This is a genomic window from Actinomadura viridis (assembly GCF_015751755.1).
GTDB lineage: Bacteria > Actinomycetota > Actinomycetes > Streptosporangiales > Streptosporangiaceae > Spirillospora > Spirillospora viridis.
On sequence record NZ_JADOUA010000001.1, the window covers coordinates 2,483,353 to 2,508,457 of the forward strand.

At 72.5% G+C, this 25,105-nt stretch carries 22 protein-coding genes; 16 read left to right on the forward strand and 6 right to left on the reverse strand.

Features of this window, described 5'->3' with window-relative positions; translation table 11 throughout:
• Positions 1-5: 5 nt before the first annotated feature.
• Positions 6-2,441: a hypothetical protein gene (locus IW256_RS11075; RefSeq protein WP_197010873.1), complete on the forward strand. Its 2,436-nt coding sequence runs from the start codon at positions 6-8 to the stop codon at positions 2,439-2,441.
• Here the strand turns inward: IW256_RS11075 and IW256_RS11080 are convergent.
• From IW256_RS11080 to IW256_RS11095, 4 genes are all read right to left on the reverse strand, one after another.
• Complete coding sequence (locus tag IW256_RS11080; protein WP_197010874.1) at positions 2,438-2,998, reverse strand: DMT family transporter; 561 nt, start codon at positions 2,996-2,998, stop codon at positions 2,438-2,440. The genes IW256_RS11075 and IW256_RS11080 overlap by 4 nt on opposite strands.
• A gap of 60 nt (positions 2,999-3,058) precedes the next feature.
• Positions 3,059-4,204: an RNA polymerase sigma factor gene (locus IW256_RS11085; RefSeq protein WP_197016240.1), complete on the reverse strand. Its 1,146-nt coding sequence runs from the start codon at positions 4,202-4,204 to the stop codon at positions 3,059-3,061.
• 8 nt (positions 4,205-4,212) lie between these two features.
• Positions 4,213-4,620 carry a YciI family protein gene (locus IW256_RS11090; protein WP_197010875.1) on the reverse strand — a complete coding sequence of 136 codons (408 nt, stop codon included), beginning with the start codon at positions 4,618-4,620 and terminating at the stop codon, positions 4,213-4,215.
• Positions 4,621-4,800: 180 nt separating this feature from the next.
• Positions 4,801-5,676, reverse strand: coding sequence for a metallophosphoesterase family protein (locus IW256_RS11095; RefSeq protein WP_197010876.1), 876 nt, complete (start codon positions 5,674-5,676; stop codon positions 4,801-4,803).
• Positions 5,677-6,246: 570 nt separating this feature from the next.
• Between IW256_RS11095 and IW256_RS42695 the strand changes: the two genes are divergently transcribed.
• The 3 genes from IW256_RS42695 (at position 6,247) to IW256_RS11110 (ending at position 10,094) form a co-directional block, all read left to right on the forward strand.
• Complete coding sequence (locus IW256_RS42695) at positions 6,247-8,637, forward strand: alpha-amylase family protein (RefSeq protein WP_197010877.1); 2,391 nt, start codon at positions 6,247-6,249, stop codon at positions 8,635-8,637.
• Between the two features lie 264 nt (positions 8,638-8,901).
• A complete protein-coding gene (locus tag IW256_RS11105) occupies positions 8,902-9,693 on the forward strand; it encodes an SAM-dependent methyltransferase (protein ID WP_197010878.1) in 792 nt (263 codons plus the stop codon).
• Positions 9,694-9,737: 44 nt separating this feature from the next.
• Positions 9,738-10,094, forward strand: coding sequence for an MmcQ/YjbR family DNA-binding protein (locus tag IW256_RS11110; protein WP_197010879.1), 357 nt, complete (start codon positions 9,738-9,740; stop codon positions 10,092-10,094).
• Positions 10,095-10,122: 28 nt separating this feature from the next.
• Here IW256_RS11110 and IW256_RS11115 read toward each other — a convergent pair whose 3' ends face one another.
• Positions 10,123-11,046 carry a cysteine peptidase family C39 domain-containing protein gene (locus tag IW256_RS11115; RefSeq protein ID WP_197010880.1) on the reverse strand — a complete coding sequence of 308 codons (924 nt, stop codon included), beginning with the start codon at positions 11,044-11,046 and terminating at the stop codon, positions 10,123-10,125.
• Between the two features lie 142 nt (positions 11,047-11,188).
• On the opposite strand from IW256_RS11115, the gene IW256_RS11120 reads away from it, so the two are divergent.
• Positions 11,189-11,935 (forward strand): DUF72 domain-containing protein, encoded by a 747-nt coding sequence (locus IW256_RS11120; RefSeq protein ID WP_197010881.1) that lies wholly within the window; start codon positions 11,189-11,191, stop codon positions 11,933-11,935.
• A 245-nt stretch (positions 11,936-12,180) separates the two neighbouring features.
• Here the strand turns inward: IW256_RS11120 and IW256_RS11125 are convergent, their stop codons facing one another.
• Positions 12,181-12,762, reverse strand: coding sequence for a TetR/AcrR family transcriptional regulator (locus IW256_RS11125; protein ID WP_197010882.1), 582 nt, complete (start codon positions 12,760-12,762; stop codon positions 12,181-12,183).
• Between the two features lie 104 nt (positions 12,763-12,866).
• Between IW256_RS11125 and IW256_RS11130 the strand changes: the two genes are divergently transcribed.
• From IW256_RS11130 to IW256_RS11180, 11 genes are all read left to right on the forward strand, one after another.
• On the forward strand, positions 12,867-15,368 hold the full coding sequence (locus tag IW256_RS11130) for an ATP-dependent Clp protease ATP-binding subunit (RefSeq protein WP_197010883.1): 2,502 nt from the start codon (positions 12,867-12,869) through the stop codon (positions 15,366-15,368).
• A gap of 81 nt (positions 15,369-15,449) precedes the next feature.
• Complete coding sequence (locus tag IW256_RS11135) at positions 15,450-16,055, forward strand: hypothetical protein (RefSeq protein ID WP_197010884.1); 606 nt, start codon at positions 15,450-15,452, stop codon at positions 16,053-16,055.
• Between the two features lie 160 nt (positions 16,056-16,215).
• Complete coding sequence (locus tag IW256_RS11140; protein ID WP_197010885.1) at positions 16,216-17,271, forward strand: 2-oxoglutarate and iron-dependent oxygenase domain-containing protein; 1,056 nt, start codon at positions 16,216-16,218, stop codon at positions 17,269-17,271.
• 9 nt (positions 17,272-17,280) lie between these two features.
• On the forward strand, positions 17,281-18,492 hold the full coding sequence (locus IW256_RS11145; protein ID WP_197010886.1) for a sensor histidine kinase: 1,212 nt from the start codon (positions 17,281-17,283) through the stop codon (positions 18,490-18,492).
• Between the two features lie 88 nt (positions 18,493-18,580).
• Positions 18,581-19,372, forward strand: a complete 792-nt coding sequence (locus IW256_RS11150; RefSeq protein WP_197010887.1) for a LytR/AlgR family response regulator transcription factor — start codon at positions 18,581-18,583, stop codon at positions 19,370-19,372.
• Entirely contained in the window at positions 19,369-19,785 is a 417-nt protein-coding gene (locus tag IW256_RS11155) for a DUF485 domain-containing protein (RefSeq protein ID WP_197010888.1), read from the forward strand. The genes IW256_RS11150 and IW256_RS11155 overlap by 4 nt, the downstream gene beginning before the upstream one ends.
• Positions 19,782-21,512 (forward strand): sodium/solute symporter, encoded by a 1,731-nt coding sequence (locus tag IW256_RS11160; RefSeq protein ID WP_197010889.1) that lies wholly within the window; start codon positions 19,782-19,784, stop codon positions 21,510-21,512. Before IW256_RS11155 ends, IW256_RS11160 begins: the two co-directional genes overlap by 4 nt.
• Positions 21,513-21,710: 198 nt before the next feature.
• Positions 21,711-22,052 (forward strand): DUF485 domain-containing protein, encoded by a 342-nt coding sequence (locus IW256_RS11165; RefSeq protein WP_197010890.1) that lies wholly within the window; start codon positions 21,711-21,713, stop codon positions 22,050-22,052.
• Complete coding sequence (locus IW256_RS11170) at positions 22,049-23,653, forward strand: solute symporter family protein (protein ID WP_197010891.1); 1,605 nt, start codon at positions 22,049-22,051, stop codon at positions 23,651-23,653. The genes IW256_RS11165 and IW256_RS11170 overlap by 4 nt, the downstream gene beginning before the upstream one ends.
• Positions 23,654-23,805: 152 nt before the next feature.
• Positions 23,806-24,708: an RpnC/YadD family protein gene (locus IW256_RS11175; protein ID WP_197010892.1), complete on the forward strand. Its 903-nt coding sequence runs from the start codon at positions 23,806-23,808 to the stop codon at positions 24,706-24,708.
• A gap of 48 nt (positions 24,709-24,756) precedes the next feature.
• Positions 24,757-25,065 (forward strand): RpnC/YadD family protein, encoded by a 309-nt coding sequence (locus IW256_RS11180; protein ID WP_307828840.1) that lies wholly within the window; start codon positions 24,757-24,759, stop codon positions 25,063-25,065.
• The last annotated feature ends 40 nt before the right edge of the window (positions 25,066-25,105 follow it).

Sequence of the window (25,105 nt, forward strand, 5' to 3'; positions counted from 1 at the left end):
CTCCGATGATCATGAGTGACCGCGGCATCGGGGGCGATCTCGGCTCGGCCGTCCTGGCGATGACGGCGGCGAGCGCCGAACCGGCCGATCCCGGGACGATCGCGCGCTGGCTGGGACTTCCCGGAGAGGTGCCGCACGTCCCCGGCATGCTCACGAGGGGGGACGGGCCTCCCGAGAGCACCGGCCACGGCCGGTCGTCCCAGGCGATGCGGCGGCTGCTCGACAGGCGGCTGGCGGCGGCGGTGGCGGCGGCGCACGGCCGGATCGCCGACCACTACCTCGCCCTCTGGGGCGGCCTGGCGGACGGGCTGCCATCGTTGGCCGCCCGCCCGGAACTCGGGGACGCGGACGGCGGGTACGGGCTGCGCCACCTCGTCGGGCACCTCCTCAAGGCCGGGCGGAGCGCCGAGGCGCACCGGCTGCTGGCATGCGAGCGGCCCGCCGGGCAGGGGCGCCCGGGGGAGGTGAACGTGTGGTTCGACGCGCGCCACCGGGCCGGGCAGCTCGGCGGCTACCTGCGTGACCTGGAGGCGGCCCGGCGGGCGGCGCGGGACGCGGGTCTCCTGGGCCTGGGCCTGGGCCTGGGCCTGGAGATGCGCTACACGCTGATGCGGGTGTGCGCAGAGCGGTCGGAGAGTCGCCCGTACGGCCCCGGCCGTGACCTGCTGCTGGAGGCGGGACTCTGGGACCACGTCCGGGCCCTGAACGATGCGCGGCGGGAGGCACAGGGACACAAGGGCCGGGCCTTGCTGGGCGTGCTGCCGTACGTTCCCGCCGGGGAGCGGCAGGACGTCCTCCATGAGGCCGTGATCGACGCCATGACCAGGCCCCGTGCCTACCCGAGCGTGGACGAGGACCTGCTGGCCGACGTGGCCGCGCACCTGTCACCGGAGGGCGCGCGCCGTGCGGTGGCGTTCGCCGCCGGGCTGGAGGACGGGGGGAGCACGGTCCGGGCGCTGATCACTCTCGCGCCGCACCTGCCGTCCGGGGCGATGCGCGACGCGCTGGAGGCCGCCCGGAGTCTCCCCGAGGAGCACGACCGCGCGGGCGCTCTGGCGGGGCTGGCCCCGTTCATGACGGAAGGTCAGGCGGGGGAGACGCTGCCGGTCGCGCTGGCGATGGCGGCCCCCTTCTCCCGTGGCGCGCTGCTGATCGCGCTGGTGCCGCGCCTGCCGCGCGGCGGCCGGGACGCCGTGCTCGACCGCATCGGCCGGATCCGCCGCGAGGATCTCGGACGGCGCTGGACCAAGGGCGTGGCGCTCCTGCCCGCGGGCCGGAGGCGGGCCGCGCTGGCGGAGGCCGCCCGCCAGGTGACGCCGGAGGAGTACGTCGAACTGCTCGCCGAGCTGTTCCCTCTGCTCCCGCCGGGTGATCGCGACGAGGTGGGAGCGGACGCGTACGCGGTGGCCCGCACGATCGCGGACGAGGAGGTGCGCGCGCGGGCGCTGGTCCGGATCGCCGGGCTGGAACCGCCTCTCGCGGTCCTGGCCGGGCTGGTGTCGGCCGCGCGGGCGCTGGCCGACGAGGAGGACCGGGCCGGGCTCCTCATCGAGGCGGCCGTCCGGCTGCCGCCGGAGGAACGGACCGGTCCGCTGGAAGAGGCGGCCGGCCTGGCCCGCGCGGCGGGGAACGCGACCCTGCTCATCGCGGCGGGGGCGGCGCTCCCGCACGGCCACCCGGCCCGACACCCGGCGCTGGCCGAGGGGCTGGAGATCAAGCTGCAGGACGTGGCGTACGAGAACCACTTCGCCTACTCGGTGCTGGACGAGCTGTGCCCCGTCCTTCCCGACGACCTCATGGCCGTGGTGGTGAACGAGATCAGGGCGCTGGGCCGTCCCGGCTACCTCGGACGGTTCCTGGCGGGCAGGGCCGGGCACCTGTCCGGGGCCGCGCTGGACGCCGGGCTGGCGGCGGCCCGCTCGTTCCGCGCACCCGATCGCCGTGCGCGGGCGCTCACCGCACTGGCCGACCGGCTGCCTCCGCCCCAGAGGCAAGCCGTACTGGAAGAGGCCCTCGCAGCGGCCCGGGAGGCAGGAAAGGGGTTGGACGGCATCGCCGGGAAGCTTCCCCCGGATCGGCGCCGTGCCCTCCTGGCAGAGGAGCTGACCTACCGGCGTGCGGGCTTCGAAGACTCCGAGGAGGAGGCGCTCGCGGGCCTGGACGGCGGGCTGGTCCCGTTCGCGTTCTGCCGGGTTCCGGTGGGGGAGACCTGGGGGATGGGCGACGCGGTCCACGCGGTGCTGCTGCGCGCCCAGCGGGCATGGCGGCGGGGCGGGGCCCGCGCGGACGTCGTCCGGCTGCTCCGTACGGCACTCGACCGGTACCGGTTCGTGGACGCGCCCGGCTCGCCCGCGCTGGCCGCCGCCGCACGCGACCTCGCAGGCCCGGAGGCCGAACGCGAGTACCGCGCCGCCGTCCGCGACATCTACCGCTGGTTCTAGCGGCCCTCCGGCACCGCCGGCAGAGGAGGCGTGGTCCGAGCCGGGACAGGTGGCCGCCGCGGGGACGACTGGACGAGGAAGACGCCCAGGACCACCAGCAGGCCGCCCGCGACCAGGCTCCATCCCCAGGGTTCGTCCAGCAGCAGCGCGCCGATCAGCGTGGACCACAGGGGGACCAGGTAGGTGACGCAGGACGCGATCGTGGGACCCGCCGTACGGATCAGCCGGAGGTTCAGGAGGAAGGCGAACCCGGTCCCCAGCGCGCCGAGCCCACCCAGCGCGATGATCGCGGCGGCCCCGGGGCGCCCGGGAAGGGCGCCCGTGGCCGCGGTCGCGGCGGCCAGCTGAACGGTCGCGCACGTCAGCTGCACGCCGGTGAGCGCGGCGGCCGATCCTGGACGGCCGGAGAAGAACCGGCGGGTGTAGGCGAAGCCCGCCCCGAGGCAGACGGCCGCGCCCAGGCAGGCCAGGATCCCCGTCAGGGTCGACCCCGCCAGGCACTCCCAGATCCGAACGGTGACCAGCACCCCGCCGAACCCCAGCCCGAGCCCGGCCAAGCTCCGCCGCGAGGGCCGTTCGGGCGACGCCGTGTGCTGCGGGAATCCGAGCGTGGCCCGTCAGTGAGGCCGGTGGGCGTTGAGGCGGGCGGCCTGGCGTGTCAGGTGGTCGCGTTCGGCGAGGTTGGGGGCCTTTCGGGCCGCCTCGGCGTACAGCCGTGCCGCTTTCTCCAGGTCGCCGTCGCGCTCGTGGAGGTAGGCCGCCACCGCCGTGTGGCGGGGCAGTGAGTCGTCCAGTGCCGCGAGGGCCGCCAGCCCGGCGCGCGGTCCGTCGGCCTCGCCGACGGCGACCGCGCGGTTGAGCCGGACGACCGGGCTGTCGGTCAGGCGCGCGAGTTCGTCGTACCACTCGACGATCTGGACCCAGTCGGTCTCCCCGGCGGTGGGCGCGTCGGCGTGGAGAGCCGCGATGGCGGCCTGGGCCTGGAACTCGCCCAGCCGGTCGCGGGCGAGGGCCGCCTGCAGGATCTCGATGCCCTCGGCGATCATCTCGGTGTCCCACCGGCCGCGGTCCTGCTCGGCGAGGGGTACCAGGCTGCCGTCGGGCGCGGTCCGGGCGGCGCGCCGGGCGTGGTGGAGCAGCATGAGGGCGAGCAGCCCCGCCACCTCGGGGTGGTCGATCGCGGCCGAGAGCTGCCGGGTGAGGCGGATGGCCTCGGCGGCCAGGTCCACGTCGCCGGAGTAGCCCTCGTTGAAGACCAGGTAGAGGACGCGCAGCACGGTCGCGACGTCGCCGGGCCGGTCGAACCGCACGCCGGAGACGGTGCGCTTGGCCCGGCTGATGCGCTGCGCCATGGTCGCCTCGGGCACCAGGTAGGCCTGGGCGATCTGGCGGGTGGTCAGCCCGCCGACGGCGCGCAGCGTGAGCGCGACCGCCGACGGCGGCGTCAGCGACGGGTGGGCGCACAGGAAGTACAGCCAGAGCGTGTCGTCCACCGCGGGCGCGGGCCCGGGAGCCGGTTCCTCGTCGACGAGGTCCTCACGCCGGCGGCGTGCGGTGTCCGCGCGGGCCGCGTCGAGGAACCGGTTCCAGGCAACGGTGATCAGCCAGCCCTTCGGGTCCCGGGGCGGGTCGGCCGGCCAGACGCGGACCGCCTTGACCAGCGCGTCCTGGACGGCGTCCTCGGCCGCCGCGAAGTCGGCTCCGCGGCGGACGAGGATCCCGAGGACGTCCGGTGTGAGGCTCCGGAGGAGGGCCTCGTCCACCTGAGAGGTCATTCGGTGATGGTGGGCGGCGCGGTCAGGAACGGGCGCAGCTCGAGCCATTCGTGGATCGGCTTCCCGCCCGCTCCGGGCGCGGCCGACAGCTCCCCGGCCAGCTCGACGGCGCGCTCGTAGGAGTCGACGTCGATCACGTACCAGCCGGCGATGAGGTCCTTGGTCTCGGCGAACGGGCCGTCGGTGACCGGCGGGCGGCCCTCGCCGTCGTAGCGGACGAACGTGCCCTCGGGGGCCAGCGCCTGGCCGTCGACGAACTCGCCGGTCTCCTCCAGCCGGGCCGCGAAGTCGTTCATGTACTGGACGTGGGCCGAGATCTCCTCCGGCGTCCACGTGTCCATGGGCACGTCGTTGACCGCGGCCGGGGCGCCGCGGTAGTGCTTGAGCAGCAGGTACTTGGCCATGGTGGTTCTCCCGGGTGCTGGTGCGACCCATTCTGGTCGCGTTCATGGCGGGGACGGAGCCGGTCACGGGTTCTCGACATCGCCGCACGAACTTTCTTGGCGGTCAGACTCGGGGAGCCCTGTGGCCCCTCTTCCACACCTGCCCGGTCCCCGAGGCCGCCAAGCCCGGCCCCTCCGAGGTCAGCGAGCGGCGGCGACGAGCCGCGCCAGGTCGAGGTCGTCGCCCTTGACGTCCGCCAGCCACGGGTCGCGGAGGTACTCGAACTCGTACGTCTCGGTGTCGAGCAGGCCGATGCTTCCGGGCGTCACCTGCTGATCGGGATTGAGCGGCTCGGGGTCGCCCCTCCTGGCCTTGGGAAGCACGAGTTGTGAGAGGGCGTAGGAGACCGTCCGCCCATAGCGGCGCGGGCCGTTCTCGTGGTGGTAATGGCCTCCGATGTGCAGGCGCGGCTGGAGGCTTTCGATCAGCCTCGACAGTTTCGCCGACCCTTGGACGGTGCCGCGGTACTCGGACATGCCGTACGGGCCGTCGTGGGTGACCAGGATGTCCACGCTGCCGGGTCGGGCGGCCAGCAACCGGGAGTAGGCACTCGCGTCGAAATCCATCCCGTCCGGCGACTCGATCAGCCCGAGAAAGGCCGTGCGCCGGCCGCCGAACTCGATGGTGTGACCGCAGACGACGTGGTGGTAGGCGCCCAGCGGATCCACCGGGGTCACCGGTGCGGCGGCGGTCCTGTGCAGCTCGGCCAGCCAGTCGTGATCCTCGTGGTTGCCGCTGAGGAACAGGAACGCGGGGACCTCTTCGAGGGCCGACCGGACGCTTTCGGCGAGCGGTGCGGGCGGGTCGAGAAGGCGGAAGAAATCGCTCTGGGCGGGGTGCCCGGCGCCGAAACGGCGACTCGGGTCGTCCCATCGGTCAGGCGAGGGATAAGCCCCCAGATCTCCCACCTGGATGAGGGCGTCGGGCCGGATCCCGCGATGTCTCTTGAGCATGACGGCCGCGCCCAGAGCGTGCAGCACGCACCCATGGACGTCGCCGAAGAATGCGACCTTCATCTGCTGTCCTCCAATACGACCGTTCGATGTTCAAGTCTTTCGGGCCGGGATCGAAGGGGCCACCGCTTTTCTTCGTCGTGCCGGATCCGGCGCCGTGGGCGTGACCGTCCGGCCCGGCGCCCGGCTCGCTCCACCGTCCGCGCACCCGCCGTCCGCGTGGCGGACCCCCGGCCGTGCGCAGGACGGGCGCGGCCCCTCGCACCTGCGAACTGCTTGCACTGAGGGTTGACGAGTTGCATTATTTGGTGGAATCTCTCACATGCTGCAACTAATCCTCAGTGGGAGCGGGATGCTTCGCGAAGCGAGCAACGACCAGAGCGTCCGGCGGGCGGTGGCGGTTCCGCGGGACTCGACGCCTCCACCGCGTCGCGCCCGCCGGAGGCGCTGACGAGACCCACGTCCGGGCCGGTGAGAAGCCGGCCGGGACCCGCGAAGATCTCAACCGTCCGGTCCGCGACCACCACGTCCCCTGTCCGTCCCCGGCCGGTCCACCGCACTCGGGCGAGCGGCCGCGGATCCCGAGCCCTTCCCTCCATCTCGTTCACCCCTCCCACCCCCCCAAGGAGCGCCGTGAGCCGTACTCACCGCGTCAAAGCCGTCCTGACCTCGCTGATGCTCACCCCGCCCCTGCTGCCCCTCGCGGCCATGCCCGCCCAGGCCGCCCCGGACGGGATCTCGGTCGCCGACACGCAGGACGCGATCGTCGTCAAGGGCCTGACCTACCGCATGACCATCCGGAAGGAGGGTTTCCGCTACTCCTTCTCCCGGCCGGACGGCACCACGCTCGTCCCCGCCCACGCCGAGTCGGGGCTGCGGATCAAGGAGACGGGCGCGGCGGACTTCGCCGACGCCGTGCGGGCGCGGCTGGTCGGCGGCGGCCGGGTCGCGGTGCTCGACGTCGACCTCGAGAACGGGAGCCGGGTGCGGGTCCGGGTGCACCCGTCCGCGGCCAACGTCCGCCTGTCGGTGGACCCGTCCCAGGGCGGGGCGGCCACCATGGACCTGCGCACCGGCCCGGTCGGGCCTTCGTACGGGCTCGGCGACTACGGCGCGCACGCCGACGGCCAGCCCGACCAGGGAACGCCCTGCAGCCGCCAGGTGGTGGCCCGGCCGACCGCCGAGCTGACCGGCATCACGCTCGACAACCTCACCAACGAGGGCAGCTGCAAGCGGTTCATCTCCAACTTCGTCGTCTTCCCCCGGCAGCGCTTCGCCGAGGTGCTGTTCGACGAGGGGCGGAAACGGGTGGGCCTGAACGGCTCGGAGAACCGGCTCGGCGTCACCGGGACCCGCGGTGTGGACGGCCTGTACTACTTCTTCGGCGGCGACCTCCGGCAGGTGTACGCCGACTACCGGGCCGCGCGGCACCGGCACGGGTACGTGGACGCGCGGCCCCGGGCCCGGATGTTCGAACTGGGATGGGAGGCGTACGGGGCGCTGGCCTGGGACACCTACCAGTCGTCGGTGACCGCCACCGTGCAGGCGTTCCGGGAGCACGGGTACCCCCTCGGCTGGGGTGTCGTCGGCTCCGGCTTCTGGCCCGGCCCGCGCGGCGACAAGATCGAGGGCACCACCAACAGCTTCGGCATGTGGGACTCCACCGCCGAGCCCGGCCGCGACGACGGCCTGCCCAACCCGCGCTACCCCGACCCCGGCGCGTTGAAGAGCCTGTTCCGTGAGAACGGGATGGCCCTGCTGCTCGGCGCGCGCAACAACTTCAAGGCCCCGCCCTCCGACGGCGGCAACCACACCCCGTTGTACGACGGGCCGTTCGTCACCGAGGCGCTGTCCAAGGGCTACCTGCTCACCGGCGCGGACGGCAGGCCGGTGAAGGTGACCCGCGCCCAGTTCCCCAGGGACGTCTCCTACGTCCTCGACGGCGAGAACAAGGAGGCGGTGGCCTGGTACGTCGAGCAGATGCGCAAGTGGGGCGTGGACGGGTGGAAGGAGGACACCATGCTCTACGACCCCGACCTGTACCGCGACGCCAACTGGAACGCGGTGCAGAAGGCGCTGCACGACGCCGGCGACTACGTGATGGTCCGCAACGCCGCCTACTCGCTGCCCGGCGACTGGGTGCGCATCAACGACACGATCTTCGGCCGCGGGGAGGTCTTCCACGAGGACCCCGACCGCGTCCCGGTGAACATGCTCAACATCGCGGCCACCGGGCACGGCGCCGTCTACCCCGACTTCATCGGCGGCACGCCCAAGCTCCCCATGACCGACCCCGCGTACCAGAAGTACTTCGTGCGCAACGCGCAGCTGTCGGCGCTCACGCCGATCATGGCGTTCGGCAAGGGGCCGTGGGAGCTGGGGGACGACCGGCTCGCGGACGCGGTCAAGCGGATGGCGCTGTGGCACAGCGCCCTGACCCCCTACATCTACGACGCCGTGCTGGACGGGCACCGCACGGGCTTCCCGTACGCCATGACGCCGCTGCCGCTCGCCTACCCCGACGACGAGAACACCTACGGGCTGGTGAACGACCGGACCCGGCAGTACCAGTGGCTGCTCGGCGAGTCGCTGCTGGCCGCGCCGGTGTTCGGGGCCGACTTCGAGACCGCGCAGGGCCGGGACGTGTACCTGCCCGAGGGCACGTGGATCGACTACGAGACCGGCGCGACCTTCCAGGGGCCGACGACGCTCAAGGACTACCGGATGGACATGACCCGGATCCCGGCGTTCGTCGGCGGCAAGGGCGTCCTCGTCACCCGGGACGGCGGGGGGCTGCGCGCCCAGGTGTACCCGATCCGCACGCAGAGCACCTACGAGTACGGCGAGGGCGGCCAACGGTCGCGGATCGTCAACGCCAACGCGGGCTGGAACGCGGCGACGCTCACCGTCACCGACACCACGACCGGTGACCGGGTCCGCTTCACCGTCGACGGCACGACGGGCGCGATCGGCTTCCCGATGCGCGCCGGGCATGACTACCGGCTCACCGGAGGGGGCCGCTGAGACCGGGCACCGGGCACCGGTCCCGTTCCCGACGGAGCCTCCCGCGGTGCTCCGGCGACCTCAGGGCCGCCGGAGCACCGCCCGCGGCCGGGCGGCGGCCCCGCCCGCAGTTCGGCCCGCAGCCCCACAAGATCAACGGGTTGGACGATCATCGATGCTCGAACCTCCCGGACGCGACACAATCGGGCTCATGCGAAGATCGCGCCGCCGCGAGCGCCGACCTCGTCGACCGCGCGCCGACCCTGGGAGCATAGACAGCCGATCATGAGCACCCATCCGAAGATCGACGACACCGTCCCGCACTCCGCGCGGATCTGGAACCACCTCCTCGGAGGCAAGGACAACTACCCCGTCGACCGGGCGGCCGGCGACAAGATCCGCGAGGTCTTCCCAGGGATGGCCGACATCGCCCGCCACTCCCGGCACATGCTCACCCGCGTGGTCGGGCACCTGGTCGGTGAGGCGGGGATCCGGCAGCTCCTCGACATCGGCACCGGGCTGCCCACCGTGAACAACACCCACGAGGTGGCCCAGCGGCTGGCGCCCGAGTCCAGGATCGTCTACGTCGACAACGACCCGCTGGTGCTGGTGCACGCCCAGGCGCTGCTCACCAGCACGCCCGAAGGGGCCACGGACTACATCGAGGCCGACGTCAGGGACCCGGACGCCATCCTGGCCGAGGCCGCCAGGACCCTCGACCTCGACCGGCCGGTCGCGCTCATGCTCATGGGCATCCTGGGCCTGGTCGCCGACCACGAGGAGGCCCGGTCGATCGTGGCGCGGCTGATGGCCGCGCTGCCGTCCGGGAGCTACCTGGCGCTCTACGACGGCACCGACACCGACCCGGCGTACGTGGAGGCCCTCGCCCGCCACAACTCCGGCAGCGGCGCCGTCCCCTACACTCCCCGCAGCCCCGAGCGGATCGCCCGCTACTTCGACGGCCTGGAACTGCTGGAGCCCGGCGTCGTCCCCGTGACACAGTGGCGCCCGGAGGCCAACACCTGGGGCCGGGCGCCCGAAGTGGCCTGCGCGGGCGGGGTGGCCCGGAAGCGCTGACGCACGGCGAAGCCTCCCGGAGGCGCCGCCAGGAGGGGGACCCGATGGCCGATTGGGACACGACCTGCCGGCTGGCCGAACGGCTGCTGCCCGAGGTCGAGCGGAGCACGTCGTACCGCACGCCCGCGCTGAAGATTTGCGGCTCGCTGTTCGCGCGGCTCCGCGAGGACGAGGAGTCGATCGTCGTGTTCACCGACCCCATGGAGCGGGACGCGCTGATGCGGGAGGACGGGGCGACGTTCTTCACGACCCCGCACTACGAGAAGCATCCGATCGTGCTGGTGACCCTCGCCTCCGTGGACGACGACCAGCTCGGCGAACTGCTCGTGGAGTCCTGGCGGCGCCGCGCGCCCAAGCGGCTCGTGAAGGCGTTCGACGACGCCGCCGGCGGGAATCCGTGACCCGCGTCCCGCGACGCGGCGTTCCCTGTCAGGCGTGGTCGCCGAGCGCCCTGGCCATCCGCTCGTAGGTGGGGGCGAGTGTCCGGAGGGTCCCGGCCGCGACGGCGCGGTCACCGTTGACCAGCGGATGCTGCAACGCGCCGACCAGCCGCGCCTGGTGCTCGGCGATGCGGGCGGCCTCCCGCTCGCCGATCCGGGCGAGCAGGACCGAGGCGTCGGCCAGCCGGCGGGCGCCGACGCGGACCGCGAAGCGCACCAGATGCTCGTGCTGCCAGGGCCGGAGCCCCTCCTCGACGAGTTCGGCGAGGCGTTCGGCGGCCGCGGCGCCGCCCAGCGATCCGGACTCCTCGATGCTCTGGACGGCGAGCCGTCGTCTCGCCGCGACCAGCGAGGCGCGCAGCGCGCTGTGCGCCCCGCACCGGCGCACCCGCCGGAAATCTCCGCGCATGGTGTACGGCTCGGTGGGATAGCCGATCGAGTCCGCGCGCCAGGCGGTGAGGAAATCCTCGATCGGCAGGGTGGCGTACGGGTGCCCCTGAGGATCGTGGAACAGCACCGTCTCCTTTTCGACGCCGATGACCACGACGAAATGGTCCGCGCCGAAAGCGGTCCCCGATCCGGGCCGGTGGAGCAGCAGCCCCAGCTCGACCGGCCCCACCAGGAGCGGGGCGGCGGGAGCGGCGCGCCGCAGGCGGCCCGCGGCCTCGTCGGGGGTGCCGCCGCCGCTGCGCTCGCTGGTCCAGCCGAGGAGTTCGGTCGCCGCGTCGAGCCCGATGACCGGGTCCCAGCCCAGCGGATCGAAGAAAGGCGTGTGCCCGTGGTGCAGTTGCATCCCGAACGGGGAGCCCGTCAGCATTTCGAGCACGGCGGGTTCGGGTGCCCCGTCACCCATGACCATCGCCAGCGAATTCGCGTAGCAATAGGGGCCCGAGCCGATATAACGCACTGACATGAGCGTGAGTGTACAAAAAATTGGCGTGTTTTCTCATGCCGGTCGCGGCTTTGGAAAAAAGCGAATTCGAGGCCCGGGACGCTGCAGTGAGATCGGACGGCCTCCGGCGGGTTAGTCCGGGTGGGCGGGGAACGATGGTCGTATGCCTATCCTCGTGGGCACGTCGGGCTGGCAGTACGCGGACTGGCGCGGGGAGCTCTACCCCGAGGGGCTTCCCCAGCGCCTGTGGCTGGAGCGGTACGCCGAGTGCTTCCCCACGGTCGAGAGCAATGCGGCCTTCTACCGCCTGCCGAAGCGCGAGACGTTCGAGAACTGGCGGGACCGCACGCCGGACGGGTTCGTGATGGCGGTGAAGGCCAGCCGGTTCCTGACCCACATCAAGCGCCTCAAGGACCCGGCCGAGCCCGTGGAACGCCTCATGAACGCGGCGCGGGGCCTGGGGGGCAAGCTCGGCCCGATCCTGCTGCAACTGCCGCCGAACCTCCAGGCCGACCTGCCGCTCCTGGACGAATGCCTCGCCCGTTTCCCCTCCGATGTGCGGGTGGCCGTCGAACCCCGCCATTCCTCCTGGTGGAACGAGGACACCCGCGCGGTGCTGGAACGGCGCGGGGCGGCGCTGTGCTGGGCCGACCGCCTCGGCCGGCCGGTCACCCCGCTGTGGCGTACGGCCGGCTGGGGCTACATGCGGTTCCACGAGGGCGCCGCCGACCCCTGGCCGTACTACGGCGACCGGGCCCTGACGACCTGGGCGCGCCGCGTCACCGGGACCTGGAGCGGTGACGAGGACGTCCACGTCTACTTCAACAACGACCCCTGGGCCGCCGCCGTGCACAACGCGGTGCGGTTCGGGGAACGGGTCCGTGCCGTCACAGGCCAGCCCGTCGGCTAGGCTCCGTTTCGAAGTCCCGGCCCACGGCGCTCGCCTGGCGGCTCGCGCCCTGACCGGGCCTGTGCGAGCGCGGCATCGCTTCGCGATCTGCCAGGTGAGGCTCGCCTCCGGCATCGCCCCACCCGGCAGCCAACGCGCTCGCGCGGTGGCTGAGGCCCCTTCGAGACAGGCCCTAGGCGCCGGGCAGCCCGCCGGCTGGTCACCGGACGGCCCGCCGGCTGGTCAGCGGGCGGGACGCCGGCTGGTCAGCGGGCGGGACGCAGCCCGTCGAACACGATGGCCAGCGTCCGTTCCCGCAGGCCGGGGTCCCAGGCGGTGTGCAGGGCGGCCTGGCAGACGCCGATCAGGAGGGCGATCACCTCGGTGACCCGGACGTCGCGGCGCACCGTGCCCGCGTGCTGGGCGTTGGTGAGCAGGTCCTCGATCGACTCGCGCAGCATGCGGATCGGCTTGGCCACGGTGATCGCGATGCCCGCCTCGGCGAGCAGGTCGATCACCGTCTTGGTCCGGGCCGCGCGTTCGACCATGCCGGCGAAGAAGGTGAAGAACGCGGTGCCGGGATCGCCGCCCTCCGCCAGGGACGCGGTGTCCTCGGCCAGCCGGTCGGCGAGCCTGCCGATGATGGCCTGGAGCAGCGCCTCCTTGGTCGGGAAGTGCCGGAAGACGGTGCCGATCCCCACGCCGGCCCGGAGCGCGATCTCCTCGGTGGACGCGGCCGGTCCCTTGGCGGCGAAGACGGCCTCGGCGGCCTCCAGGATGCGGGCCCGGTTGCGCTGGGCGTCGGCGCGCAGTCCCTTGCCCGCGCGGGCGGGCTCGTACGAGGGCATCGGCGGTGCTCCCTGCGTCGATTGACATCCGGAGTGGCCACTCCGTACTCTGCGAACGGAGTATAGACTCCGGTTCCGGTCCGGTGGCGGCAGGGAGTGGCGAGATGTTCGAGAGGTTCACCGACCGCGCGCGGCGGGTTGTCGTCCTGGCTCAGGAAGAGGCCAGGATGCTCAACCACAACTACATCGGTACCGAGCACGTCCTCCTTGGTCTGATCCACGAGGGCGAGGGTGTGGCCGCGAAGGCGCTGGAGTCCCTGGGGATCAGCCTTGAGGCGGTGCGGCAGCAGGTCGAGGAGATCATCGGCCAGGGGCAGCAGGCGCCGTCGGGGCACATCCCCTTCACTCCGCGTGCCAAGAAGGTGCTGGAGCTGTCGCTGCGCGAGGCGTTGCAGCTGGGGCACAACTACATCGGTACCGAGCACATCCTTCTGGGGTTGATCCGGGAGGGTGAGGGTGTCGCGGCGCAGGTGCTGGTGAAGCTGGGCGCGGATCTGAACCGGGTCCGCCAGCAGGTGATCCAGTTGCTGCACGGGCACACCGAGAAGGACCCCGGCCCCACGGGCGAGCGGGCCGAGTCCGCCCCCTCGACGTCCCAGGTCCTCGACCAGTTCGGCCGCAACCTCACGCAGGCCGCCCGGGAGGGCAAGCTCGACCCGGTGATCGGCCGGGACAAGGAGATCGAGCGGGTCATGCAGGTGCTGTCCCGCCGTACCAAGAACAATCCGGTGCTGGTGGGCGAGCCCGGTGTGGGCAAGACCGCCGTGGTCGAGGGGCTGGCGCAGAAGATCGTCAAGGGTGAGGTGCCCGAGACGCTGACCGGGAAGCACCTGTACACCCTGGATCTCGGCGCCCTCGTGGCCGGTTCCCGCTACCGGGGCGATTTCGAGGAGCGGCTCCGCAAGGTTCTCAAGGAGATCCGCACCCGGGGCGACATCATCCTGTTCATCGACGAGCTGCACACGCTCGTCGGCGCGGGCGCGGCCGAGGGCGCGATCGACGCGGCCAGCATCCTCAAGCCGATGCTGGCGCGTGGTGAGCTGCAGACGATCGGTGCGACGACGCTGGACGAGTACCGCAAGCACCTGGAGAAGGACGCGGCGCTGGAGCGCCGGTTCCAGCCGATCCAGGTGGCCGAGCCGTCGCTGAGCCACACCATCGAGATCCTCAAGGGCCTGCGGGACCGGTACGAGGCGCACCACCGGGTGTCGATCACCGACAGTGCTCTGGTGGCGGCGGCGCAGCTGGCCGACCGGTACATCAGTGACCGGTTCCTGCCCGACAAGGCGATCGACCTGATCGACGAGGCGGGGTCGCGGATGCGGATCCGCCGGATGACGGCGCCGCCGGACCTGCGGGAGTACGACGAGAAGATCGCCGATGTGCGGCGTGAGAAGGAATCGGCGATCGACGCCCAGGACTTCGAGAAGGCCGCCGCGCTGCGCGACTCCGAGAAGCAGCTGCTGGCGCGGCGGGCGCAGCGGGAGAAGGAGTGGAAGGCCGGCGACATGGACGTCGTGGCGGAGGTGACCGAGGAGCTGATCGCCGAGGTCCTGGCCACCGCCACCGGCATTCCGGTCTTCAAGCTGACCGAGGAGGAGTCGGCCCGGCTGTTGCGCATGGAGGACGAGCTCCACAAGCGCGTCATCGGCCAGGCGGACGCGATCAAGGCGCTGTCGCGCTCCATCCGGCGCACGCGGGCGGGGCTCAAGGACCCGCGGCGGCCGGGAGGGTCGTTCATCTTCGCGGGGCCGTCGGGCGTGGGCAAGACCGAGCTGTCCAAGACGCTGGCGGAGTTCCTGTTCGGGGACGAGGACGCGCTGATCCAGCTGGACATGTCGGAGTTCATGGAGAAGCACACGGTCTCGCGGCTGTTCGGTTCCCCGCCCGGCTACGTCGGGTACGAGGAGGGCGGCCAGCTGACCGAGAAGGTGCGGCGCAAGCCGTTCTCGGTGGTGCTGTTCGACGAGATCGAGAAGGCGCACCCCGACATCTTCAACTCGCTGCTGCAGATCCTGGAGGACGGTCGGCTGACCGACGCCCAGGGCCGGGTGGTGGACTTCAAGAACACCGTGATCATCATGACGACGAACCTGGGGACGCGTGACATCTCCAAGGGGCAGTCGCTGGGGTTCACCCGGACCAACGACGAGCAGGGTTCCTACGACCGGATGAAGTCGAAGGTCAACGAGGAGCTCAAGCAGCACTTCCGGCCCGAGTTCCTCAACCGGGTGGACGACACGGTGGTGTTCCACCAGCTCACTCCGAAGGAGATCATCCAGATCGTGGATCTGATGATCGCCAAGGTGGACGAGCGGCTCAAGGACCGTGACATGGGGATCGAGCTGCGGCAGGAGGCCAAGGACCTGCTGGCCGAGCGCGGCTACGACCCGGTGCTGGGGGCCCGGCCGCTGCGCCGGACGATCCAGCGGGAGATCGAGGACCAGCTGTCGGAGAAGATCCTCTACAACGAGGTCACCTCCGGGCAGATCGTGATCGTCGGTGTCGAGGGCACCGGCGAGGAGGCCACGTTCACCTTCAAGGGTGTGCCGAAGCCCCCCACGGTCCCCGACACCCCGCCCGCGGCGGGGATCACCTCGCTCTGACCAACGCCCGCGCTGACCGGGGCGCGCTCTCGACGGGAGCGCGTCCCCGGCCGGGCACGCTCGTCGATCGGAAATGGTGGAATGACGGGACGGCAGGCGTTCTGGCTCGACGAGAGATTCGACCGGGAACGCGCGACTCTGGGCACCGGACTCTACGCCGAGCGGCTCTGGGCGAACCTCGGCGAGTTCGACGGGGCCTGGGGCGACATCGCGCCGGTGACGTTCTGCTGCGCGGCGTGGCGGGTGGCCACGCCGCCGTTCATGGAGCCGGGGTACGTGCGCTGGCACCGGCGGATCCTGGAGGCGTCCTGCGTCCGCAACACCTGGGACGGGTCGATGACCGCGCAGGTCACGCTGGTGTCGCCGCCGCCCGCGTCCCTCACCGGGTCCCGGGAGTGGTGGCGCGACCGCGGCTGGCAGGGGTGGCCGGAGGTCTTCGGCCAGTTCGTGGAGCCGGCCGAGCAGGACCTGGCCAAGGCCCCGCACCTGCGGGCGACGCTGCGGGTGGACGCGCCGGTGCCGCTCGACCGGCTCCCGGCCGCCCCCGAGGGGCCCGGTGACCTGGACGGGCCCGCGCGGCCGGGGGAGTTCGCCGAGACCGCGCACCGGGCCCTGGTCGTCATGGTGGCGGAGCTGAACGAGCTGCTCATGCCGATCATCGCCCAGCTGGAGGACGCCCGGTCCTGAGCCGGGATGCCGTTGGGCGCTGCGGCCGGGTCGTTGGTCGCAGTACGCGCGGGTAGGGGGTGACGCGGCGGCCGGTGAGCGGCATACATGGCGGGACGGAGGCGGCGCCGGCGTGCCGCCTCCCGGATCGGCCACCCCCCACGGAAAGGGATCCCCCGACATGAGCGACCCGCACACCTTCCGGCTGCCCGCGGTCGTGACGCCGTCCTGCGCCGGGCTCGGGCGGGAGCTGGTCCAGTCGCTGCGGACCGGCGGGATCCTCCATGTCCGGGTGGACGCCGTGCCCGCCCAGAAGATCGTCACCGCGATGACGGCGAGCCGGCGGTTCTTCTCGATGCCGCTGGCCTACAAGGCCCGCCACGTCAGCGACCTCAGCTTCAGCGGATACCTCGCCTCGCGCGACCCGTCCGCCGAGGGCGAGGACGACCACGCGGAGACCTTCACGGTCTGCAAGGACGTGCCGTACGGGGACGCCCGGGTCCGGCGCGGATGGCCCTGCCACGGGCCGGTGCCGTGGCCGGACCCGGAGTACCGGCTGGCGATGCGGGCGTTCATGGACGTGGCCGGCGGGGTGGGGGAGCGGGTGCTGCGGCTGGTGGCGCTCGGGCTCGGCTGGTCGGCCGACACGCTGACCCGGCTGACCGCGGACGGCTGGCACACGCTGCGGGTGGCGCGCTTCCCGGCACGGCCGGCGCGGGCCGCCGGCCCCGTGGGCGCCCACACCGACCACGGGCTGCTCACCGTGGTGGCCCAGAGCGGGCCCTGCGGGATGTACGTCCGGCCGCCGGTCCCGGGGGAGAAGCGCCCGCGCAACTGGGTGGAGGGCGAGAGCACGGCCGGCCTGTTCGAGGACGAGGAGCCGTGGCATCCGGTGCGCCACCGGCCCGACCTGCTGAGCGTGTTCCCCGGGGACCTCATGCAGCTGCTGACCGACGGGCGGCTGCCGGCCACCCCGCACAAGACCGCGCCGGCCGAGGACGAGCGGCACACCCTGGCCTACTCCCACGAACCCGGCTTCGAGACCAGCCTCACCCCGATCGGGGTGGACGGGGACCCGCTCCACTACGGCACCCACTTCACCGCCGTCTTCATGCGGCGCCACCCCGACCGCCCGGTGACCCGCCGCATCCTGGACGAGGGGCGCCTGGAGGTGCTGGAGCGGCTGCGGGCCGGGTACGGGCCGGCAAGCGGCATACCGGTGCGAATCCGGGCGTAGCGTTGCTCCATGGACGTGATCGTCGCCGTCGCCGCGACACTCCTGCTCACCTGGGTCCCGGCGCTGCTGTGGTGGTGGCGGCGCGGTCGCGGCGGCGGCGACCTGGGCGGGCCGGCGCGGCGGGCGACGTTCGAGACCCTGCACACCGCGTCCCGCGCCGCGCCCGCGCTGCGCGCCGGGCTGACCGAGCAGGGCGCTCAGAAGGCGGCGCCGCACCTGCGCGCCCTGCTCGGCCCGGCCGCGCTGGCGATCACCGACGGCGAGCGGCTGCTGGTCTGGGACGGCCCGCACGAGCACCACTCCGCCGCGGTCCTGGGGCACGCGCAGCGGACGCTGGGGAACGGGCGCACGCAGGTGCACGACGTCGGCTGCGACCGGCTCGACTGCCCGATCCGCCGGGCCGTGGTGGTGCCGCTCACCACCGACGACCGGGTCGTGGGGACCCTCTCGGTCTACGGCGAGGAGTTCCCCGCCGGGCTGATCCGCGCCGCCGAGGAGGTGGCGGGATGGATGGACGCCCAGCTGGAGCTGGCCGAGCTGGACCGGTCCCGGACGCTGCTGATGGAGGCCGAGATGCGGGCGCTGCGCGCGCAGATCTCGCCGCACTTCATCTACAACTCGCTCACCACCATCGCCTCGTTCGTGCGCAGCGACCCCGAGCAGGCCCGCGAGCTGCTGCTGGAGTTCGCCGACTTCACCCGCTACTCGTTCCGGCGCCACGGCGACTTCACCACGCTGGCCGAGGAGCTGCGGTCGATCGACCGGTACCTGCTGCTGCAGCGGGCCCGGTTCGGCGACCGGCTGCGGGTGCGGCTGCGGATCGCGCCCGAGGTGCTCCCGGTCGCGGTGCCGTTCCTGTGCCTGCAGCCGCTGGTGGAGAACGCCGTCCGGCACGGGCTGCAGGACCGGTCGGCGCCCGGGCTGATCACGATCGTGGCGGAGGACGCCGGGTCCGACTGCGCCATCAGCGTGGAGGACGACGGGATCGGGATGGACCCCGAGGGCGTGCGGCGCCTCCTCGCCGGCGAGCGGTCGCCGGAGGACGGCGGCGCCGAGCCCGCGTCCGAGACCGCTGCCGGGATCGGGCTGGCCAACGTCGACGCGCGGCTGCGCCAGGTGTACGGCGACGAGTACGGCCTGGCCGTGGAGACCGGCCCCGGCGCGGGCACGAAGGTGACGCTGCGCGTGCCCAAGTACCGTCCCGGGGTGACCGCCTCCTGAGGGCCGCGACAGGGCCGCGGGCCGGAACGGTTGACTTACGGCCGACCTTTGACTGGAATGTGGCCTACGACACAGAAGGGGCGATGGAGTGGGCCTGCGTGTCCTGGCGGTGGACGACGAGGCGCCCGCCCTGGACGATCTCGTGCATCTGCTGCGCGCCGACCCGCGCATCGGCGAGATCTGCACGGCCCGGGACGGCGCCGCCGCGCTCCGCAGGCTCGACCGTGCCCTGGCGGAGGGCCGGCCGATCGCCGCGGTCTTCCTCGACATCCGGATGCCGGGCCTGGACGGCACGGTGCTGGGCCGGGTGCTCGCGCAGTTCGCCCGCGCCCCGCACATCGTCTACGTCACGGCGTACGAGGAGCACGCCGTCGACGCGTTCGAGATCAAGGCGACCGACTACCTGCTCAAGCCGGTACGCCCGGAACGGCTGGCCGAGGCGATCAGGCGCGTCACCGAGCGCGCCCGGACCGGCGAGGACGCCGGGAGCGCCGAGGACGGCGCGGACGGCGGCGGCGCGCGGGCTCTGGACGCGCTGTCCGAACCCGAGCCGATGCCGGTCGAGCTGGGCGGCGTGACCCGCTTCGTCGCCCCGGCCGAGGTGCTGTACGTGGAGGCCCAGGGCGACTACGCCCGGCTGCACACCGCGGGGGCGAGCCACCTGGTGCGCATCCCCCTGGCCGCCCTGGAGGACCGCTGGCGCGGCGCCGGGTTCGTCCGGGTGCACCGCAGCCATCTGGTGGCGCTCTCGGCGATCGAGGAACTCCGGCTGGACTCGGGCCGCTGCACCATCCTGGTCGGCGGCGTGGAGCTGCCGGTCAGCCGCCGCCACGTCCGCGAGCTGCGCGACCTGCTCGTCCGCAAGGCGAGGCGGGCGTGACCGGCCCCGGCGACCGCGACCGGCCACCGGCGGCGCCCGGGCGGGTCCTGGTGACCGCGCCGCGCGCCCGCGCCGCCCGCCGCCCCCGCTACCCGGTCACCCGGGAGATCGACGAGCAGACCGGCCTGGGCGAGGCGTACATGCGCTCCCTCGTCCGCGCCCAGCTGCGTCTGGCGGTGCGGCTGTGCCTGATGCTGGCCTGCGTCGTGATCGGCCTGCCCGCCCTGTTCGCGCTGTTCCCCGACCTGCGCGCGCAGCGGTTCCTCGGCCTGCCGCTGGTGTGGGTGGTGCTGGCCGGGCTGATCTACCCCGCGTTCGTCGCCTGCGGCTGGTGGTACGTGCGCCAGGCCGAACGCAACGAACGCGACTTCGCCGAGCTGGTCGACCGGGACCCCGGAGACGAGACCCCTTGACCACCGCGTACGGGCTGGCAGGGGTGGCGCTGGTGGTCCTGGCCACCCTGCTCATCGGCACGCTCGGCCTGCGCTTCTCCCGGACGACCTCCGACTTCTACGTCGCGTCCCGCACCGTCACGCCGCTGCGCAACGCCTCGGCCATCGGCGGCGAGTACCTGTCGGCCGCCTCGTTCCTCGGCATCGCCGGGCTGATCCTGGCCTACGGCGCGGACATGCTGTGGCTCCCGGTCGGATGGACCGGCGGCTACCTGGTCCTGCTCGTGCTGGTCTCGGCACCGCTGCGGCGGTCCGGCGCGTACACCCTGCCCGACTTCGCCGAGGCCCGGCTGGAGTCGATGGCGGTCCGCCGCGTCACCAGCGTCCTGGTGGTGCTGATCGGATGGCTGTACCTGCTGCCGCAGTTCCAGAGCGCCGGGCTGGTGCTCCGCACGGTGGCGGGCGCGCCGGTGTGGGCGGGCGCCGTGCTGGTCACCGTGGTGGTCGCGGTCAACGTGCTCGCCGGCGGCATGCGCAGCATCACCATGGTCCAGGCGTTCCAGTACTGGCTGAAGCTCACCGCGCTGGCCGTACCGCTGGTCTTCCTGCTGCTGGCGTGGCGGCACGACGGGGCGCCCGGGCTGTCCCGCGACGCCCCGCCCCGCTTCACCGAGCGCACCACCGTCTCGGTGACCACCGCCGTCACCGTGGACGTCGCCGAACCCGTCCGGGTCACGGCGCACGGGCGGGTGGACGGCCGGCCGTACGCCGGGACCCCGCTCGACCTGGCGCCCGGGCCGCACCGCGTCGGCCGGGACACCACCCTGACGTTCCCGGCGGGCGCGGACGTCCCGCACGCGACCGGGACGCCCGCGCGCACCGACATGGAATGGGCCAAGCCGCTCGACGGCCGCGAGCACTCCCTGTACGCGACCTACTCGCTGATCCTGGCCACGTTCCTCGGCACGATGGGGCTGCCGCACGTCCTGGTGCGCTTCTACACCAACCCCGACGGGAGGGCCGCCCGCCGGACCACGGTGATCGTGCTGTCCCTGCTCGGCGCGTTCTACCTGCTGCCCGCGCTGTACGGGGCGCTCGGCCGGCTCTACACCCCCGAACTGCTCATGACGGGGCGGACCGACGCGGTCGTGCTCACCCTCCCCGGCCGCGTGATCGGCGGGCTGGGCGGCGACCTGCTGGGTGCGCTGGTCACCGGCGGCGCGGTGGCGGCGTTCCTGTCGACGTCCTCGGGGATCGCGGTGTCGGTCGCCGGGGTCCTCGGCCAGGACATCCTGCGCGGCGGCGTCCGCTCGTTCCGGGCCGCGACCCTGCTGGCGCTGGCGGTGCCGCTGGGCCTGTCGATCGCCGCCCGGTCGCTGGCGGTGGCCGACGTGGTGGGGCTGGCCTTCGCCGTCGCCGCCTCGACGTTCTGCCCGCTGCTGGTGCTGGGCGTGTGGTGGCGGCGGCTGACCGTGGCGGGCGCGCTGGCCGGGCTGGTGACCGGCGGCGCGCTGGCCGGCGCCGCGGTGGTGGTGACGATCGCCGCCGGCCCGCCGTCCGGGCTGCCCGGCGCGCTGCTGGCCCAGCCCGCGGCCTGGACGGTCCCGGTCGCCTTCGCCGTCATGATCGTCGTGTCCTGGTGCACGCCGCGCGGCGTCCCGCCGGGCGTGGTCCGGATGATGGTCCGCCTGCACACGCCCGAGTCCCTGGACGTCGACCGCGGCACCTGGCGTCCCAAACGGGTCTGACCCGGCGGGCGGTCGGGCGGGCGCGGCGGCCTGGACGGGGGCGACCGTTCACCGCGCCCAGCCGACCGTTCGTCGACGCGGCGGGTGGATCGTCGCCGCCTGGCGCCGCCTGGCCGCAGGCACGGGCGGGCCCTCTCGCCCACGGCACGCCCTTTTTCTACGGTTGCGCGTGACCGGCGTCACAGCTAAGGAGGATTCGTGGCCGTCGAAGAGAGGGCAACCGGGACCGTCTACGAACGGTTCCAGGGCAGCGCGGAGTTCCAGGAACTACGGCGAAGGTTCCGCCGTTTCGCCTTCCCGATGACCGCCGCCTTCCTCGCCTGGTACCTGCTCTACGTCGTGCTGTCGGGATGGGCGCGCGACTTCATGGGCACCTCGGTGGTGGGCTTCATCAACGTCGCGATGGTGTTCGGGCTGCTGCAGTTCGTGTCCACCTTCCTCATCGCCTGGCTGTACGCGCGGCACGCCGAGCGCAGCCTCGACCCGCTCGCCGACCAGGTGCGCGCCAGCGTCGAGGCCGAGAGCGGAGACACCAAGTGAGCCACGAGACCCTCGCCGTCGTCCTGTTCCTGACCTTCGTGGCCGCCACCCTGGCGATCACCGTCTGGGCCAGCCGCAACACCAAGGACGCCACCGACTTCTACGCCGGCGGCCGGTCGTTCTCCGGCGCCCAGAACGGCATGGCGATCGGCGGCGACTACATGTCGGCCGCCTCGTTCCTCGGCATCGCCGGGCTCATCGCCCTCTACGGCTACGACGGGTTCCTGTACTCGATCGGGTTCCTGGTCGCCTGGCTGGTCGCGCTGCTGCTGGTCGCCGAGCTCCTGCGCAACTCCGGCCGCTTCACCATGGCCGACGTGCTGGCGTTCCGGATGAGCCCTCGCCCCGTCCGCACCGCCGCGGGCGTCTCCACCATCGCGGTGTCGATCTTCTACCTGCTCGCCCAGATGGTCGGCGCGGGCGCGCTGGTCGCCCTGCTGTTCGGGTTCACCGGCGAGTTCGCCAAGGCCGCCACGATCGTGCTGGTCGGCGCCCTGATGATCGTGTACGTGGTCGTCGGCGGCATGAAGGGCACCACCTGGGTCCAGATCGTCAAGGCCGTCCTCCTCATGGGCGGCGCGACCCTGGTGACCATCCTCGTCCTGGCCAAGTTCGGCTTCAACCTCTCCACCCTCCTGGGCGACGCGGCCCAGCAGAGCGGCAAGTCCGGCGCGTTCCTGGAGCCCGGCCAGCGCTACGCCACCGAGGAGCAGGGCCTCACCGGCAAGCTCGACCTGATCAGCCTCGGCCTGGCGCTGGTGCTGGGCACGGCCGGCCTGCCCCACATCCTCATCCGCTTCTACACCGTCCCCACCTCCCGGGACGCCCGCAAGTCGGTGCTCTGGGGCATCGGCATCATCGGCGTCTTCTACCTGCTCACCCTGGTGCTGGGCTTCGGCGCCGCCGCCCTGGTGGGCACCAAGGAGATCGCCGCGGCCAACCCGGCGGGCAACACCGCCGCGCCCCAGCTCGCCCAGCGCGTCGGCGAGCTGGTCCTGGGCGACGCGGGCGGCACCATCCTCCTCGCGATCATCGCCGCGGTCGCGTTCGCCACCATCCTGGCCGTGGTCGCCGGCCTCACCCTGGCCTCCTCGTCCTCCTTCGCCCACGACCTGTACGCCCACGTGTTCAAGAAGGGCAAGGCCACCGAGCGCCAAGAGGTCCGGGTCGCCCGCATCTCCGCGTTCGTCATCGGCGCCGTCTCGATCGTCCTGGGCATCTACGCCCAGCGCCTGAACGTCGCCTTCCTGGTCGCCCTGGCGTTCGCCGTCGCCGCCTCCGGGAACCTGCCCGCGATCCTCTTCAGCCTCTTCTGGAAGAGGTTCAACACCGCGGGGGCCGTCTCGGCCATCTACGGCGGCCTCGGCTCGGCGGTCCTGCTGGTCGTCTTCTCGCCGGTCGTCTCCGGCTCGCCCAAGGCCCTGTTCACCGGCGTGGACTTCAGCTGGTTCCCGCTGGAGAACCCGGGCATCGTCTCCATCCCGTTCGGCTTCCTGTGCGGCTGGCTCGGCACGATGCTGAGCAGGGAGCGCAACCCGGCCAAGTACGCCGAGATCGAGGTCCGCTCCCTGACCGGGGCGGGCGCCGAGGGCACCGGCTGACAGACTCCGCGCGGGCGTCCGGCGCCCGGGTCCCGCGCGGCCGCGCGGCCCCGTCCCACCGCCACCCCACCGGGACGGGGCCGCCGCATTCTTTACCTTCACTTGCACGAATCACACACGGTGATCTTCCGAACGCGGATAGTTTGCCGCGCGTGCCATCAATCGAACACGAGATGCCGCTGGAGATGGTCCGGAACCGGCCGGCACTCGCCCCCGAGCTACTCCGGACCCTCTTCGACCTGAAGATCCCTGAGGCCGACGTCTCGCTGGGCTCGGAGACCTACAACGACTGCGACCCCACCGAGTTCCGCTGCGACGCGACCATCATGATGGGCGACCCCGTCAAGCCGGACCTGGGCATCATCTTCGAGGTCCAGATGAAGCCCAGCAAACGCAAGACCTACACCTGGCCCGCGTACATGGCCACCCTCCGCGCCCGCAAGGAGTGCCCGGTCACCCTGCTGGTGCTCTGCCCCGACCGGGCCACCGCGGCCAGATGCGCCGAGTGGATCGACACCGGGCACCCCGGCTGGGTCCTCAAACCGCTGGTGATGAGCCTCGCCGACATACCGGCGGTCACCGACCCCGGAAAGGCCCGCGAGATGCCCGAACTGGCGGCGCTGAGCGCCCTCGCCCAAGGCGGCGGTCCCCTGGGCCGTCCCGTCCTGGAGGCGTTCTGCGCCGGCCTGGAGGTCACGGCCTCCGACGTCAAGGCGAAGTACTATGACTACATCGCGTCGCACCTGCCCGAGGCGGCGCGCAAGATCCTGGAGGACATCGTGGCCACGAGCACCTACCAGTTCCAGACCGACTTCCTTCGCGAGAGCCAGGCCAAGGGCAAGGCCGAGGGCATGGCCGAGGGCATGGCCAAGGGCATGGCCAAGGGCAAGGCCGAGGCGCTTGCCGAGGCGGTGCTCAGGGTTCTGGCGAGGCGCGATCTGGTTCCCTCCGAGGAGGAGCGGGGCCGGATCACGTCGTGTACGGACCTCGAGCTTCTGGAGGTCTGGCATGACCGGGCCATCACGGCGGAGTCGGTCGAGGAGCTCTTCGCCTGAGCGGCGGCGGCTGAAACGCATGGAACACCCTCCTCCCGGCGGGGGAGGGTGTTCGCACGTTCGTCGCGCCTGCCCGGGGCGGCGCGCAAGATCCTGGAGGACATCGTGGCCACGAGCAACTACCAGTTCCGGACGGAGTTCCTTCGCGAGAGCCAGGCCAAGGGCAGGGCCGAGGGCATGGCCGAGGGCAGGATCGAAGGCACGACCGAGGCAGTGCTCAGGGTTCTGACGAGGCGTGGTCTGGTTCCCTCCGAGGAGGAGCGGGGCCGGATCACGTCGTGTACGGACCTCGAGCTTCTGGAGGTCTGGCATGACCGGGCCATCACGGCGGAGTCGGTCGAGGAGCTCTTCGCCTGAGCGGCGGCGGCTGAAACGACCCGGACCGGTGGATCTGGCT